Below are 14,862 nucleotides of genomic sequence, written 5' to 3' on the forward strand. Positions count from 1 at the left end.
TAGACGCGCTGCTTGCAAGCGTTTAAAAACGCAGTTTTTAGATGGTTGAATTAATACCAACCCGCAATAATACTTAATCATTTTTAGGGGCTAAACGTGTCGCTACCTGCGTTAAAAAATTCTCATTTAGAACAACTAAATAGCGAATTTTTTGCCTAGCTATCAACACGTTTTTCCATCCTCAAAATAGATCACTTAATTAAGCGAATTGGTATAAGTAATTAGAAGCTGCTACCCATTTTCTTCAGGCATAAAAAAAGCCGCATAAAATGCGGCTTTGGAGGTTTAGTCTCACTTCACTTTGGGCGTGTCTCCAAAACTTAGTGAATACGTTACCAAGGAACTGTTATGTATTATTTAAGCTATTGACTCTAATGCAATTTTAACCATTTCGTTAAACGTGCTTTGACGCTCATCAGCAGGTGTTGCTTCGCCAGTGATTACGTGGTCACTTACTGTAAATAATGCCATTGCGTTTGCGCCGTATTCAGCTGCAACGCCGTATAAACCTGCTGTTTCCATATCTACTGCTAGCATGCCTAACTTGTCTAAGTCTTTATAGAACGAGTCATCTGCTTGATAGAATGTGTCTGTCGTAAATACGTTACCTACTTTTGCTTTAATGCCTAGCTCTTTAGCTGCGTTTACGCCGTTTAAAAGTAGGTCAAAGTTAGCAATAGCAGCAAAATCGTAGCCACGTACGCGTGCACGGTTTACGTTTGAATCTGTGCTTGCACCTTGTGCAAAAATTACGTCACGAATTTTGATATCTGTGCCAATACCGCCACACGTACCAATACGTATAATATTTTTAACGCCAAAGCTTACAATTAGCTCACGTGCATAAATAGACATTGATGGAATGCCCATGCCTGAACCCATGATACTTACTGGCTTACCTTTGTAAGTACCAGTGAAACCGTACATGTTACGAACGCCTGTAACTTGTACTGCATCATCTAAAAAGTTTTCAGCAATATATTGCGCACGTAGCGGATCGCCTGGCATTAATACTGTTTCGGCGAAATCACCAACGTTTGCACTGATATGCGGAGTACTCATTAATTGTTTTCCTTTTTATTTGGCGTTTTTAGCTCATTTAAAAAGCTGTCGCCGTAATCAAGCGCAGATAAGCTAAACCACTGTGCCAGTGTTTGACCTATATCTGCAAAGCTGTTGCGTTCACCTAATGGTGTGTTACTCATACCTGGTTGGTATGCAATAACAGGTACGTATTCACGAGTGTGCTCAGAACCTGGAAAGGTTGGGTCACAGCCATGATCTGCAGTGATCATTAATACGTCATCTGCTTTTAACTGATTTAGTATAGTTGGTAAATAGTCATCAAATTCTTTTAATGCTTTTGCGTATCCTACTGGATTACGACGATGACCAAATTTTTCATCAAAATCAACTAGGTTAGTAAAGATTAAGCTACGATCTGGCGCACTTTCCATTACTTCACTGGTTTTTTCTAGCAAGTTCATAAGCCCAGGTGCTTTATGCTTTTGGGTTATGCCCTGATGCGCGTAAATATCTGAAATTTTACCAATACTAATTACTTCGCCGCCGTCTTTTGCTAGTACATCTAGCAATGTTGGTGCTGGCGGAAGTACTGAATAGTCACGACGATTACCCGTTCGAGCAAAGTCTTGGCTATTTGAACCCAAAAATGGCCGCGCAATCACTCGTCCTATGTTCATTTCATCAAGTAGCGCCCGTGCGATTTCGCAAACTTGATAAAGCTTCTCTAGGCCGAATGACTCTTCATGCGCGGCTATTTGAAACACGCTATCAGCTGAGGTGTAACAGATTGGTTTACCTGTTTTTACGTGCTCTTCACCTAGCTGTTCTAAAATGGTAGTTCCTGATGCATGGCAATTGCCTAAAATGCCAGGAATACCTGTACGAGCAATAAACTCGTCTATAAATTCTTGTGGGAAACTTGGCTGTGTTTTTGGGAAATATCCCCAATCAAATAACACCGGTACGCCTGCCATTTCCCAATGACCTGATGGCGTGTCTTTTCCGCTAGAGATTTCTTTAGCGTAACCCCATGCACCTTGAGGAGCTTGGCGGTCTGAAATTAAACACGGTTCGCCACCGGCAGCTTCGCATGCATCCACTAACCCAAGTTTTGATAGGTTAGGAAGCGACAGCGCACTGCCTGTTTCGTCGTAATATGCTTTTAGTAAGTGAGCGAATGTATTAGCCCCAAGATCGCCGAATTTATCTGCATCTGGTGCTGCACCGATTCCTAGGCTATCTGCCATTAAAATAATTGCTCTTGCCATTTTGACCTCACTTTGATTCTAGGTGGTTACTTTATCCGCTGATCGAATTTTCCGTACAGGACAAAAGTCCTGTTTCATAAAACCTAAACATTATAAATTTGCACCCTTGAGCGAAGCAAAAGAGATTAATCGTGTCTTTTTTGCTATTGTGATCTACCAACAATATATCTTTCTGTGTGGATGAGAACTTTAGTGACACGAACTACTATTATAGCCATTGCAGGCGCATCAGCGTCGGGCAAATCTCTTTTTAGCCAAACAATTTACAATGAATTGGTTAATGAGCTTGAACCAGGCGCTATCGCCATTATTGAAGAAGATGCTTATTACAAGGATCAGTCGCATTTGCCGATGGCTCATCGTACGCAAACAAATTACGACCATCCAGATGCATTTGAACACGCATTAATGCTTGAGCATTTAACGCAACTTCGTTGTGGTAACTCAGTAGAAGTACCAACGTATGATTATGCTCAGCACACGCGTAGCGCAACCACACGCCGAGTGCCAGCTGCTAAAATACTCATTGTTGAAGGTATTTTACTACTGAGTGATAAAGCGCTTAATAAAGAATTTGATATTAAGGTGTTTATAGACACACCTTTAGATATTTGTTTAATGCGTCGTATGCAACGTGATATGGAGCAACGAGGCAGAACATTACAATCTGTTGTTGAGCAATATCAGGCAACTGTTAGACCGATGTTTTATCAATTCATTGAGCCTTCTAAGCATAACGCTGATTTAGTTGTGACTCGAGGCGGCATGAACCGCGTTGCGATTGATATAATAAAAAGTAAAATTAAATATTTACTACAAGAATAACAACGGGAAACATTTGTATGACAACATTTATGAGCTTAGTAGGCATGTGTGTGCTACTAAGCATTGCCTTTGCTGCGTCAACTAATCGCAAGGCAATTAATTTAAGAACCGTTGGTATAGCATTTGCGATGCAAATTGTTATAGGTGGTTTTGTTCTGTTTTTCGAAGCAGGAAAAAATGTGTTAACTAGCATGTCATCAGCCGTCTCGTCGGTTATTGGTTATGCTAATGATGGTATTGGGTTTTTATTTGGTCCACTCGCCTCACAAGACACATTAGGTTTTATTTTTGCAATTCAAGTTTTGCCAGTTATCGTGTTTTTCTCAGCGCTTGTTGCTGTGTTATATCACCTTGGCATTATGGATTGGATAATTAGGATTTTAGGCGGCGGTTTACAAAAATTATTGAAGACCTCTCGCACAGAATCGCTTTCAGCAACTGCAAATATTTTTGTAGGCCAAACTGAAGCACCGTTAATAGTTAAGCCATTTATAGCAACGATGACAAAGTCGGAATTGTTTGCAGTAATGGTAGGTGGCTTAGCCACTGTAGCAGGCTCTGTAATGGCCGGTTACGTAATTATTGGCGTAGATCTTAAGTATCTTATTGCTGCAAGCTTTATGGCTGCACCAGGTGGTTTCTTAATGGCAAAAATGATTGTGCCAGAAACTGAAACGCCTAGAGATAACTTAGCTGATTTAGATTTAGATGACGAAGATAAGCCTGTAAATGTAATTGATGCAGCTGCATCAGGTGCTGCAAACGGTATGCATTTAGCACTTAATGTAGGTGCAATGTTACTTGCTTTTGTAGCGCTAATTGCATTATTAAACGGTTTATTAGGCGGTATTGGCGGGTGGTTTGATTACCCAACATTAACGCTTCAAGAAATATTAGGTTATGTATTTGCTCCAGTTGCATGGTTACTAGGTGTGCCATGGGATGAAGCGATTATAGCCGGCAGCTTTATTGGTCAAAAGATAGTAGTAAACGAGTTTGTTGCTTACTTAGACTTTATAAATTATCGCGATACGTTAAGCGCGCACACACAAGCAATTGTTACTTTTGCTTTATGTGGGTTTGCTAACTTATCATCGATAGCCATTTTACTAGGTGGGTTAGGCGGTATGGCGCCTAGTCGGCGGAAGGATATCGCACGCTTAGGGCTCAGAGCAGTGTTAGCAGGATCTATGGCTAACCTTATGAGCGCAGCAATTGCTGGGTTTTTCCTCTCGCTAGCTTAGAAACTTATTGAGATGAACACCGGTGTTGCAAAACAAGAGGATAGCGCTTTAAGGGGTTAAAGCTCTATCTGACTTGAACGATACTTCACCAAGGGCCGCAAGGCCCTTTTATCGTTTTAGGCCTTAATTTTTTAGCCTCACCTACTTCAAACTTCAAGCCACTTATCTATCTAGCCTCCTTTATAGTTATACATAACTCAAATAAACCAATATCTTAGTAACAAGTTCACATAAATAATTTTTTGTGTTTTTCATATTTTCAGCCACACTTATTATTACTTAAGCTAACCGAATGACGATTCGCTATTGTGAAATATATTCTTTATTCTCTTTTTTTAATTTGCTCTGTGTATGTTCAAGCAAAGGAAGCCCTGCTTGTTGTTACAGAGTTAGCACCACCAAACCAAGTATTGATTAATGGCGAGGTAGCAGGTGAAGGTACTCAATTTATTAGAGATATATTTGCTGAGGCTGATCTAACACCTAACATTCAAATGTATCCTTGGGCACGTGCTTATAAAACTGCAGATGAGTTAAAAAACACCTTTATATACAGCCTTGCACGCACTGTAGAGCGAGAAAATAAATTTTATTGGATTGGACCAGTTGGACGATTTGAGATGGGCTTTATCGGCCTATCAGAACGAAATGATCTTATTATAAATAATACTGAACAAGCAAAAGTGTATAAAATTGCAATGCAACGAAATGACTTTTCAACACAAACCCTCACGGGACTTGGCTTTGAAGTTGTTTTAACCTCTGATATTCAAAAATCATACTCTTTACTATTAGCTAAAAAAGTAGATTTAATTGTAGACGATCCTTTATATATGCAGCAGATGAGCGACTACCTAAAGCTCAAACCAGCACACTTAAGGTTTATTTATAAAATAGATGAGCTAACAATTGATGCTTATTTAGCTGCAAATAAAAAAACAGATATGCGTTTAATTGAAGCACTGCAAGCTGCATTTTTAAAAATAAAGCAAAATAAAGGGCTGCCTTATGAAAGATAAATCATTGAAGGTAAGTATGCTTATAGGCGGCAAAATCATCTTTCATTTTTAACTTTTTATATTATTTGTTAAATCGCTTTATGACACGCACAACTACTTACTTATTAAATGCGATGCAATTGCTAGCAAGCGCACAAAGATGTAATTTTTGGAGCCTTTCAGCACCTTCCCCACTTTATAGTCAAAGGTTCCAGCTGATGCATTATTGTCATTATGAGCCCAAAATTAGATCTATTTTTCTTTTTAAAAACAAATCCATATATTGTTTTCGCCTCCAAACATTAGTAAGTTTTCGCCCGCTTTAAAACCAATTTTATTTACGCCTAGAGCTAAATTGTTTTTTCGGCGTAAAATTTAGACCGCATACTTAATGGAATTGGTATAACTTACTTATCAGCTATGAGCTTATAAAAGAAAGTTTGACTCGCGCCTAGCGGCCCAGCCCAATAAAATGGTGGGTCACGTTCGATGTTTTTAATTATTGAAACAATGCCAAAGTAAGGGGCTTTTAAACTAAGTTATAAGCACACTTCCAAGGAAGCAATTTAAACTCGCAGGTTATATCAATAGCTGTGCAAATATCTTTTACAATATCGAGAGTGCTACTAACAAGCTGGTCTTTGTCGTTTTGAATTTGTTGTTTTGAAATTATAAGGGAGAAATGTTCGGTATAAATTACAAGCTTAAACTCACTTGCATTAGCACAATGGTTTAGAAGAATAGAAAAACGAATATTAGGAGGGGCTAAATAATAGCAATATCATTTAGTTAATTTACATTGATAATGGGCGTTGCTTGGTTTGAGTCAAATTTCAGACACAAAAAAAGCGCCTTAAGCGCTTTTTTTCATTTTACTTAAAAAGTAAAATTATACAGCTGTGATGTTATCAGCTTGTGGACCTTTTTGACCTTGTGAAAGAGTAAACTCTACACGTTGGCCTTCAGCTAAAGTTTTGAAACCTTCGCTTTTGATTGCTGAGAAATGTGCGAAAACGTCTGGGCCATTTTCTTGCTCGATGAAACCAAAACCTTTAGACTCGTTAAACCACTTAACTGTACCTGATACGATGTTAGACATTGTAATATCCTGAAATAAAAATAAAAATATGCTCATAAGAGCGGGTGTAGCAAAAAATGAGATGGTACTTTAAAAACTTCAGGACGGTACTACAAGTATTACTTATATCGAAATGGAGATTTATAGCTTACATGCTTTCTTTCTAGCTGCGGCCCACTATATAGAGTTTAAATAATATGTCAAGTACCTATCTATAATCAGAATAATAAACAACCAAAACTACTTTTAGTTGTTATTAAAATTCAAATTCTAATGCGAGCCTAAAACTATGGTTTTTTTCTGATTGGCTTATCTCAGTGATGAAACCCGCTTCCCATTTTAATTGCTTTTGCCCATCAAAGCGCTGTAAACCTATAAAGCCAGGCCCTATACCAATAAAGTCTTCACCTACGTAAACCTCTATAGAAGGCTGGAAAGCAGAGCGATATCGATAGCGATATTGTGCTCTAAACTCACTTTCCCATTCGTTTTTAATGTCTTGCCCCCACTCATAAACCAAAAAAGCGTTTAGCGTAAGACTTGTTTTTCCAAATTCTTTTTCGATCACAAAACCCGAAGTTGCCTCATACACATCTTCGTTATGCTTTTTTTCAAGCTCAAATAACGCGCCCCAATCAGCCCATAATTTACCTTGCTCAATTAATTGCCAACGTAGCTCAAGCTCATAAGCTTCTAAACCAAAATCGCCGTTATCGTCTCGCTCACCAACTAAATAGCCTTCCAGTGCCATTGTATCGTTAATAGCACCACCGCCACCCAAACGCTGCGCTAGTATGTTGCCACTATCTGTTTGGTGCGACACTAATCGCCACTCAAACTCACGCTCAAAAGGCAAAACATAGGGGTGATATACCTTATCAACAACAATACCATCAGCCTTTACTTGGATTGAGAATACCAACAAACAAAGAGCGGTAAAACTAAGCGCTAAATATAGGTTGAGTGCTTTCATACACGTTCCTTAGTTATTGAAGCCGAAATAACATAACAAAGTAATAAAAATAACACGCTGCTTGTACTATATATAAGTACACTCATTAAATCAGGAGTGGCCTCGTAACCAACAAGAGCACGCAATACGCGGCCTAGCTCAGAGTTTTCGTTTAACAAATCACGTAAATCCCACACCGTTGAGGTGTTTGTAATTAAATCTATTTGGCTTGCCAAATCCAGTGCAACTAATAACTTAGCCGCGCTGTTAAAAGCAAGCAAAGTAAAAAGCGGATACATACCAAAACGGTGCTTAATTGCATTCATTAAAAAGTACAGCAATACGCTAAAACTTAAACAAATTCCAACACCTAATAAAGTGCCAATAAATAAGCTTTGCCCTGCATCATTATTTTGCCAAAAACTGGTGAGGTAAATAATATAATGGCTTAAATAGAGCGTTATTGTGCTTATAACTGCGATATAAAATGCCGCTGACTTTTGCTTTAGTGCAAATACCAATACAGCAATAAATATAGTGATACATAGCCCTATTTGTGAGTACTCTAACCCTTGGTGTTCAAACCACTGGCTCACCCACGACGCACTTTGCATGTACAAAAACGACATTACCGCGCCTATTACTAAAACAGAGCCTATTTTTAAAGAGCTTTGTTTTTTAACTACTTGTAGTAGCACTAATAAAATAGCCACTGGTAGTAATTGGTTAAGGCTCATGACTAAACTAGTTATTAGCATGCTGTGCCCCTTCATCGCTAACTATAACAACGCCCCTTGCTGTATTTGGCGAAAACTCACCAAAAAACTCGTAATGCCCTTTACTTAGTGGCCCTATATAAATAATGCTTTTACGATTTGGGTAGAGTACTTTTTCTCTGTTTAGATCAAAGCTATCAAACTCTTCTGGTGTGCTGTCTTGGTTTTCTATCAATAGTTTTACTTTTTTATTTGCGGGAATAATTATTTGCGAGGGATAAAACAAATGATCTTTTAAAATAATAAGGTACTCTTTACTCGCCGCGTTAAACGACAAAAATAGCAAACAACAAAGACATTGATTGAATAAACGTTTAGTCACTTTTTACTCCTGTAAAAGTAACCCTAACGGTTAGTCCACCTAAAGGGCTATTCGCTAAATGAATACTTGCGCCATAAATAGCAATTATGTGTTGAACAATCGCCATACCTAAACCCGCACCTTGCTCGCCTGATGGATGTTGATCGCCACCCACGCGATAAAAGCGATTAAATATTCGCTCTTTTTGCTCTTCAGTCATGCCCGCACCAGAATCATCAATTTGCCAACTATAGCTGTTATTACTTGATGCTAATTTAATTATAATTTGACCATTATTGGGTGTGTATTTTATGGCATTGCTAAGTAAATTAGCGATGAGTGTGGTTAATGTAAACTCATCACCATTAATAATAAAATCATCACCTTCAAGACTAATAGTTTGGTTTTTTTCATCTATTTTGTCGTATTGCTCCGATACGACTTGCTGAGTAATCGTTAGCAATGACTGCTCGCTAAACTGCCTCTGCCATTGCTCAGGCTGAGTGCGCCCTAAAATTAGCATTTGTTCAACAATATTACTTAAGCGATTAATGCCTTGTGACATAGCTTGTAATTCTTGATGGTTTTGCGAGTTGCTTTGCTTATTAGCTAAATTGTGTACATTAATTTTTAAACTACTAAGCGGGGTACGTAATTCGTGAGCTGCATCTGAGGCAAAAAAGCGCTCCCGTAAGTAGGCAGTTTCTACGCGTTTAAATAAGTCGTTTAAACGATTAATAACCGGTTTAATTTCTTCGTCGGTTACCTGCCAGTTAATTGGCGTAAAGTCGTTTGCTTGGCGAGTAGCCAGCTGCTTAGATAATCGAGTAAGAGGGGCTAATGCGTATTTAACAAAAAAGCTAATAAAAATAGCAAGCAGAGGGACTGCCCATAGCATAGGTAACATTGCAGATAAAATAACTGCTTCAGCTAATTCAAACCGCTTTGCCATAGGTTCAGCAACAATGACTTTACGGGTGTTTTTACTCATCACAAACACTCGCATACGCTGCCCTGCTACATTGGCAGTTTGAAAGCCCTCGCTAAAACTAATTTGGTTATTCGTTAAACTCGATGAGCCGCTAAGTAAACTATTGTTTTGCCAAATTTGATACAACAACTGAGCACTATTATTGCTTACTTGTACTGCATTTGTGCTTAGTGCTAATGGTTGCTCAATTAAAACGCCAGCCACTATTTTAAGTTCATTATCAAGCAAGTTTTCGCCGTGGCGCATGCTTTTTTGATAGCCTTTTACTAATGCTAAAAAGCAAGTAAGCACCATCATTGAAAGTAAAATTAAGGTCAGACGTTTACGAATAGACATTTTCAACCTCGAAAGATAAACACACCCTAACGCTTACCAACCACGTAACCAATGCCACGTAAGGTTTTGATAAAATCGCTAGGGAATTTTTTACGAAGATGATGAATATGCACCTCTATGGCATTAGAGCCAACTTCTTCACCCCATTGGTAAAGTTTGTTTTCGAGTTGTTGTTTTGATTGCACCCTTCCCTGATTTTCCATCAGTGCTTTTAAAAGCATGTATTCTTTACGCGGCAATGTAAGTGATTCCCCACTAACTGTCACCGTATGCGCTGAGCTGTCTATTACGACTTCTCCGTATTGTAACAAACTAGATTGAGTTTGATTAACACGTCGACTTGCTACACGTAGTCGAGCAAATAACTCAGCAGGATCAAACGGCTTTGCAAGGTAATCGTCAGCGCCCATGTCAAGCCCTTGGACTTTGTCATCAATACTGCCGCGAGCAGTTAAAATAACCACCGGAATAACTTTTTTTTGCGCTTTAATATGCTTTAAAACTTGCGAGCCGTCGCCATCAGGTAATCCTAAATCGAGAATAACAAGCTCAATTTCACCACTAGAAAGGCACTCTAAGGCGTGTTTTACTGTGCCACTGTGCTCTACGCTGTAGCCCTCTTGGCGCAAAGAGCGAATAAGCCCTTGCGCCACTAAATGATCGTCCTCAACGAGTAATAAATGCATTATGTGTTTATCATTTTAATTTTTTATCTACTTTTGCCAATAACTGACTTATTGCTTGTTGACGATATTTATCTGCTTTTGCACGAGTATCACGAATGCCCGCAGCTTGTGCTACAAGTAGTCGTGCTTTAGCTTGTTTATAATCGCCTTCGTCATACAAATATTCACCGTATAAGTAATTAGTATCAATGCCTTCGAGATTAAAAGCGAGCGCTTGTTTAAATAATTTTTCAGCTTTGTCGTCATCACCAAAACCAATTGGCCAACCAGGTACTTTGCTATAAAGCGTTGCAAGGCTTGCGTAAGCTGAGCCATTTAATGCACTGCCATCTATTGAGAGTGCATTTTCGAGTGACGTTTTTGCCTCTTTTGCTAAACCAAGTGCACCCAACCCGCCTTTTGCGCCTGCAAAGCTGGCTAACACAATGCCATTCCAAATATGTGTTTGCGCCGAACCTGGATAGTTTTGAACAAATAATGCGCTTTGCTCACTTAGTTGCGTAAACGCGTCTATTTGCGCATCGTCTTCAAGTTCGTAATTAGCAGTTGCCCACTTTTGTTGAATAGAGGTTAAGTCTTGTGTTTCATCTGCGTGTACTGCGGTTGCAAATACAATTGTTAGTACTAAATAAAATGCGAGTGTAAATTTATACATAATTTTGCCCTTGTGTGTTTGTTAACTTAAAAAACGTTTAATTTTGGGAAGTTGTTTTGCAATAGCGTTGTCAACAACGCTTGGGAATGCGCCATTTATGCGTGCAAATAATTTTTCAGGAAAACCAATAAAACGCCTTGTTTGATTCGAATTTATAAGTGCTAATAACTCTTGAGCAACTAATTCTGGCGAGTCCATTTTATTACCGAGCTCTTTATTCATTGCCCGCGCTTTACTACTATTAATGGATGTATCTGTTGCCCTTGGTGCTAAATAGGTCACTTTAACGCCTGAACCATTCAACTCACGCGAGAGCGCTTCTGTAAAACCACGTAAACCAAATTTACTGGCGCAATAAAGTGTTTGAAACGGGTAGCCAATACTGCCAAACGATGAGCCCACGTTAACAATGGTGCCTTTGGTATAGTGTAACTGCCCTAAAAATAGCTGGCATAATTTAATAGGCACCGACAAATTAGTAACGAGCATATTGTCTATTTGCTCAGAACTTGTGTGCTCTAAGCTTTGCATTGTATTTATACCAGCATTGTTAATAAGTAACTTAACGCCACCGAGTTGCTTGGCTTTTATTGCTAAGTTAATGCGTGTTGTATCGTCGGTTAAATCGCCCGTAAATATTTCACTGTCTGGGCATGCACTACTGAGCTCCTCAAGGGCTTGCGTATTTCGCCCTACAAGCAGTAACTTCCACCCTTTTGCATATAGGGCTTTAGCAATCGCTTGCCCTATTCCGCCTGTTGCGCCAGTGAGCACACATAAAGAGCTACTCATGCCAATTTGCCTTGTGCACTTGCTTTAAAAAACGGTTCGTCATCGAGCCCACGAAATATATCGCCGTATAAACGATAAAAGCGCTTTGCACCATGGAGTATGGCTTGCTGATCCGCCTCATCTGTTATTTGGTTCATTAGGTTTTCAAAAAACTTTACATGCTCTATATCAAGTGCGCCGTGAGAGGTTAAATAACTAAATGCTTTTTTAGGTAAGCCCACAGCATTTGCAATATTTGAAGCTGCGCCATCAGCAAGCGCTATAGAAGTGCCTTCAAGCACATGCACCATGCCAAAAAAGCTCAATGGATTTTTACGTGTAATGGAGTCGTACGCATACGACACCATCATTTCGGTAGCAAATTGCGGCTGACTACACCGTACTGTTTCTTTGTCAAAACCACAGGCTGCAATATCATTAAGTACCCACTCTTGATGACCTATCTCTTCTTCAATGTATTCTGCGACCGCTTCGCGCAGCCACTCTTGATCGTCGGTTAATCGCGCACCAACCGACATCATTAATGGCACAGTGTGCTTAACATGGTGATACGCTTGCGCTAAAAACGAGGCGTATTCTTCAAGTGATGCTTCGCCTTTAAAAACACGCTGAATAATAGGTGCTGCAAGCAGATAGTTTTGCTCTTGTTTAGTTTGCTCTTTAAGGGTGTTAAAAAAATCACTCATTAATTACTTCTCCAAGTCGGTAAAATTGCTCAAACACAGCATGGTACTGCTTACTTATGGCATCTCGTTTTGGACGATTATTTGTGGTTAATAATCCTTGTTGCACACTTAATGGGGCAGCTAAACGATGCCATTTTTGAATTCGTGCATAGTCGGGTAGTTGTTTATTAATTGCGTTAATGTATTGAGCTAACGCTGGGTTACTTAGCTTTGAATCGGCATAAATAATGGCGGTTAAAAAAGGTCGACCTTCACCAAACACAACCGCTTGTAAAATACCGCTTTGACTAAGTAATAGTGATTCAGGCCACTCGGCACTGATATTGCGCCCCATGCTGGTAATAATTAGGTTTTTTAGGCGGCCTTTAATAAATAAGATATTTTGATGCTGATCGACCAGATCACCGGTTGCATACCACTGGTTTTTGTCGTGAGGTTGATGATTTAAGTAACCTAAAAACAAATCGCCTTTTATAAAAAGCTGGCCATTTTCAATTTTGGTTTGAATATGAGGTAACACAGAGCCTGCACTGTGAAGGTTATCGTTTGTGGGCGTATTTAAACTAACTACAGATGCCGCCTCAGAAAGCCCATAACCTTGGTATACCGGTAAATTTAAGCTACGCGCTTTGGTTAATAGCATTTCACTGACACGCGCACCACCTACCGCAATAAACTGTAACGAACTAGGCGGTTGCCACCCATCTTCTGCAAAAGTAACTAAGCATGCTAATAGTTCAGGCACTAAAATAAGCGTATTTGGCTTAACTTTATCAATAGCAGCTATAAGCTGTGCGGGCTGTTTTAATGCAGTTCCAACAAATCCTAATTCATTTAACGGCATTAAATGCACTGTACCGCCACTTTTTAAAGGGGCATACACACCGGCTATATTTTCAAGCAATACAGCAAGCGGCAATAAACATAAATGAACAGGCTTTTTAATATTAATCTTATCGCACAAAGATTGAGCTACCTGCATTTGGCTCTTTGCAGATAAACACACGCCTTTTGGTTGCCCAGTCGATCCTGATGTAAACGTTACTTTTTGAGTTTCTGGAAAATAACTGACGGCTTTAGCTACAACAATTTCGTAAATATATAACGTGTAAAACTCAAACATAGTAATCAATGCAGTCGGCTCCCCAAGTAAAGGGTTTGCCGTGTCGCTAATAAATAAATTTGCGCCACATTGTGCTAGTACATATTGAGTTTGTTGTTCACTAAAAAAGTGAGCAATTGGCACAGCCACTTTATTAGAAACTGCAGTAGCGGCATCAATAACAAGCCAAGCTGGCGTATTATCGAGCTTATAAGCGACACATTTGCCGTTAAAGCTTTGTAGTATTTTTACTACTTTTTGTATTTGCTGGTTAAACTCATCACCGTTAATTTCAAGTGTTTGCTCTTTATTATGGGCAATAATTAATGGCGGTACTGAATGTGTATTATAGTAATTCATACATTCACCAATGCATTTACCAAAGAATTAATACTTGAGTGGTTTTGCTGCATCAAACTATAAAGCATTGGGGTATTTAATACTTGTTGGTGAGCTTGCTCTAGGCTCACAATGCATACTGTTGGTTGGTTGGCGTAATAGCTGCCCCACTTTAATGGGTTCTCAACTACAAAACTGCTCGCAAGTGCAATTTCAGTACACGTAACACCAAGTAAGCGCAATAAAGCACGCACTTTGTTGGTTGCACAAAACACTAAATGTTTTGCCCCCACACTTTGCAGAGCTTCGTTAACAATAATAAAATGTGCAAGTGTTGCTCTTCGATTTGTAGAGCAGAGATTACCAAGTTCAAAAATTTTATTGCGAGAAATACTTTCATCTAAAAAATCTTCAACGGGTGATGCTAAATATTGCTCAATAAACAATGGCGAAGTTGCTTGCCTTAGCCCTAACGTGCACTTTCCTTGCTCGGTAACGTATTGGCAAAGTAGGGGCATAAAAGAAGTAAGCTTAGCGTTATACGCAACTAAAAAACCTTCTTTAACTGTATTTTCGAGATTTTTTCGATGCACATCATCAATACGAGCACTAATAAACTGACTGTTATTTTGTGTTAAATCTAATGATGTAGAAGTGTGGGCTAATTGCATAAGCTCGCTCATTTAAACCTGTTTATATTTCAGGGTTTAAACTTAACGAGTGAAACTTAAAGAAAACTTAAGAAAAAATTAATTTAAATGAAAAAGCGTCTTAAGTGTTAAATCGCGAGGGCCTAGGCAAGCTAAA

16 protein-coding genes are annotated in these 14,862 nt (G+C 39.0%); 3 read left to right on the top strand and 13 right to left on the bottom strand.

Annotated features, from left to right (window positions below):
- Positions 1-357: 357 nt before the first annotated feature.
- Both deoD and I6E72_RS08115 read right to left on the bottom strand, forming a co-directional pair.
- Positions 358-1,062, bottom strand: a complete 705-nt coding sequence (gene deoD / locus I6E72_RS08110; protein ID WP_002959109.1) for a purine-nucleoside phosphorylase — start codon at positions 1,060-1,062, stop codon at positions 358-360.
- Positions 1,062-2,294, bottom strand: coding sequence for a phosphopentomutase (locus I6E72_RS08115; protein ID WP_010555228.1), 1,233 nt, complete (start codon positions 2,292-2,294; stop codon positions 1,062-1,064). Before I6E72_RS08115 ends, deoD begins: the two co-directional genes overlap by 1 nt.
- A 192-nt stretch (positions 2,295-2,486) precedes the next feature.
- Here I6E72_RS08115 and udk point away from each other — a divergent pair, with 192 nt between their 5' ends.
- The 3 genes from udk to I6E72_RS08130 all read left to right on the top strand — a co-directional run bounded on the left by udk (position 2,487) and on the right by I6E72_RS08130 (position 5,382).
- A complete protein-coding gene (gene udk / locus I6E72_RS08120) occupies positions 2,487-3,119 on the top strand; it encodes a uridine kinase (RefSeq protein WP_007583533.1) in 633 nt (210 codons plus the stop codon).
- A 17-nt stretch (positions 3,120-3,136) separates the two neighbouring features.
- Positions 3,137-4,363: a NupC/NupG family nucleoside CNT transporter gene (locus tag I6E72_RS08125; protein ID WP_007583535.1), complete on the top strand. Its 1,227-nt coding sequence runs from the start codon at positions 3,137-3,139 to the stop codon at positions 4,361-4,363.
- 308 nt (positions 4,364-4,671) lie between these two features.
- Positions 4,672-5,382, top strand: a complete 711-nt coding sequence (locus I6E72_RS08130) for a substrate-binding periplasmic protein (protein WP_197111794.1) — start codon at positions 4,672-4,674, stop codon at positions 5,380-5,382.
- An 868-nt stretch (positions 5,383-6,250) separates the two neighbouring features.
- On the opposite strand, the gene I6E72_RS08135 is transcribed toward I6E72_RS08130, so the two are convergent.
- The 11 genes from I6E72_RS08135 to I6E72_RS08185 form a co-directional block, all read right to left on the bottom strand.
- Positions 6,251-6,460, bottom strand: a complete 210-nt coding sequence (locus I6E72_RS08135) for a cold-shock protein (protein WP_002959120.1) — start codon at positions 6,458-6,460, stop codon at positions 6,251-6,253.
- Between the two features lie 235 nt (positions 6,461-6,695).
- Complete coding sequence (locus I6E72_RS08140) at positions 6,696-7,412, bottom strand: hypothetical protein (RefSeq protein ID WP_024607818.1); 717 nt, start codon at positions 7,410-7,412, stop codon at positions 6,696-6,698.
- Entirely contained in the window at positions 7,409-8,149 is a 741-nt protein-coding gene (locus tag I6E72_RS08145) for an iron transporter (RefSeq protein WP_101216026.1), read from the bottom strand. The genes I6E72_RS08140 and I6E72_RS08145 overlap by 4 nt, the downstream gene beginning before the upstream one ends.
- A complete protein-coding gene (locus I6E72_RS08150) occupies positions 8,136-8,489 on the bottom strand; it encodes a cupredoxin domain-containing protein (RefSeq protein ID WP_024591521.1) in 354 nt (117 codons plus the stop codon). Before I6E72_RS08150 ends, I6E72_RS08145 begins: the two co-directional genes overlap by 14 nt.
- The gene (locus I6E72_RS08155; RefSeq protein ID WP_197111796.1) at positions 8,482-9,795 is read right to left on the bottom strand and encodes an ATP-binding protein; all 1,314 of its coding nucleotides are present in this window, start codon (positions 9,793-9,795) and stop codon (positions 8,482-8,484) included. Before I6E72_RS08155 ends, I6E72_RS08150 begins: the two co-directional genes overlap by 8 nt.
- Before the next feature lie 26 nt (positions 9,796-9,821).
- On the bottom strand, positions 9,822-10,481 hold the full coding sequence (locus tag I6E72_RS08160) for a response regulator (protein WP_008166960.1): 660 nt from the start codon (positions 10,479-10,481) through the stop codon (positions 9,822-9,824).
- Between the two features lie 10 nt (positions 10,482-10,491).
- Entirely contained in the window at positions 10,492-11,136 is a 645-nt protein-coding gene (locus tag I6E72_RS08165; protein WP_197111798.1) for a hypothetical protein, read from the bottom strand.
- Between the two features lie 21 nt (positions 11,137-11,157).
- Positions 11,158-11,928: an SDR family oxidoreductase gene (locus I6E72_RS08170; RefSeq protein ID WP_121953520.1), complete on the bottom strand. Its 771-nt coding sequence runs from the start codon at positions 11,926-11,928 to the stop codon at positions 11,158-11,160.
- The gene (locus I6E72_RS08175) at positions 11,925-12,614 is read right to left on the bottom strand and encodes a TenA family transcriptional regulator (protein WP_101216030.1); all 690 of its coding nucleotides are present in this window, start codon (positions 12,612-12,614) and stop codon (positions 11,925-11,927) included. Before I6E72_RS08175 ends, I6E72_RS08170 begins: the two co-directional genes overlap by 4 nt.
- Positions 12,607-14,076 (bottom strand): AMP-binding protein, encoded by a 1,470-nt coding sequence (locus tag I6E72_RS08180; protein WP_197111800.1) that lies wholly within the window; start codon positions 14,074-14,076, stop codon positions 12,607-12,609. Before I6E72_RS08180 ends, I6E72_RS08175 begins: the two co-directional genes overlap by 8 nt.
- On the bottom strand, positions 14,073-14,726 hold the full coding sequence (locus I6E72_RS08185) for a thermostable hemolysin (protein WP_024592423.1): 654 nt from the start codon (positions 14,724-14,726) through the stop codon (positions 14,073-14,075). The genes I6E72_RS08180 and I6E72_RS08185 overlap by 4 nt, the downstream gene beginning before the upstream one ends.
- Positions 14,727-14,862: the final 136 nt, after the last annotated feature.

Origin of the sequence: Pseudoalteromonas sp. NSLLW24 (assembly GCF_015864725.1) — a bacterium.
GTDB classification, from domain to species: domain Bacteria; phylum Pseudomonadota; class Gammaproteobacteria; order Enterobacterales; family Alteromonadaceae; genus Pseudoalteromonas; species Pseudoalteromonas arctica.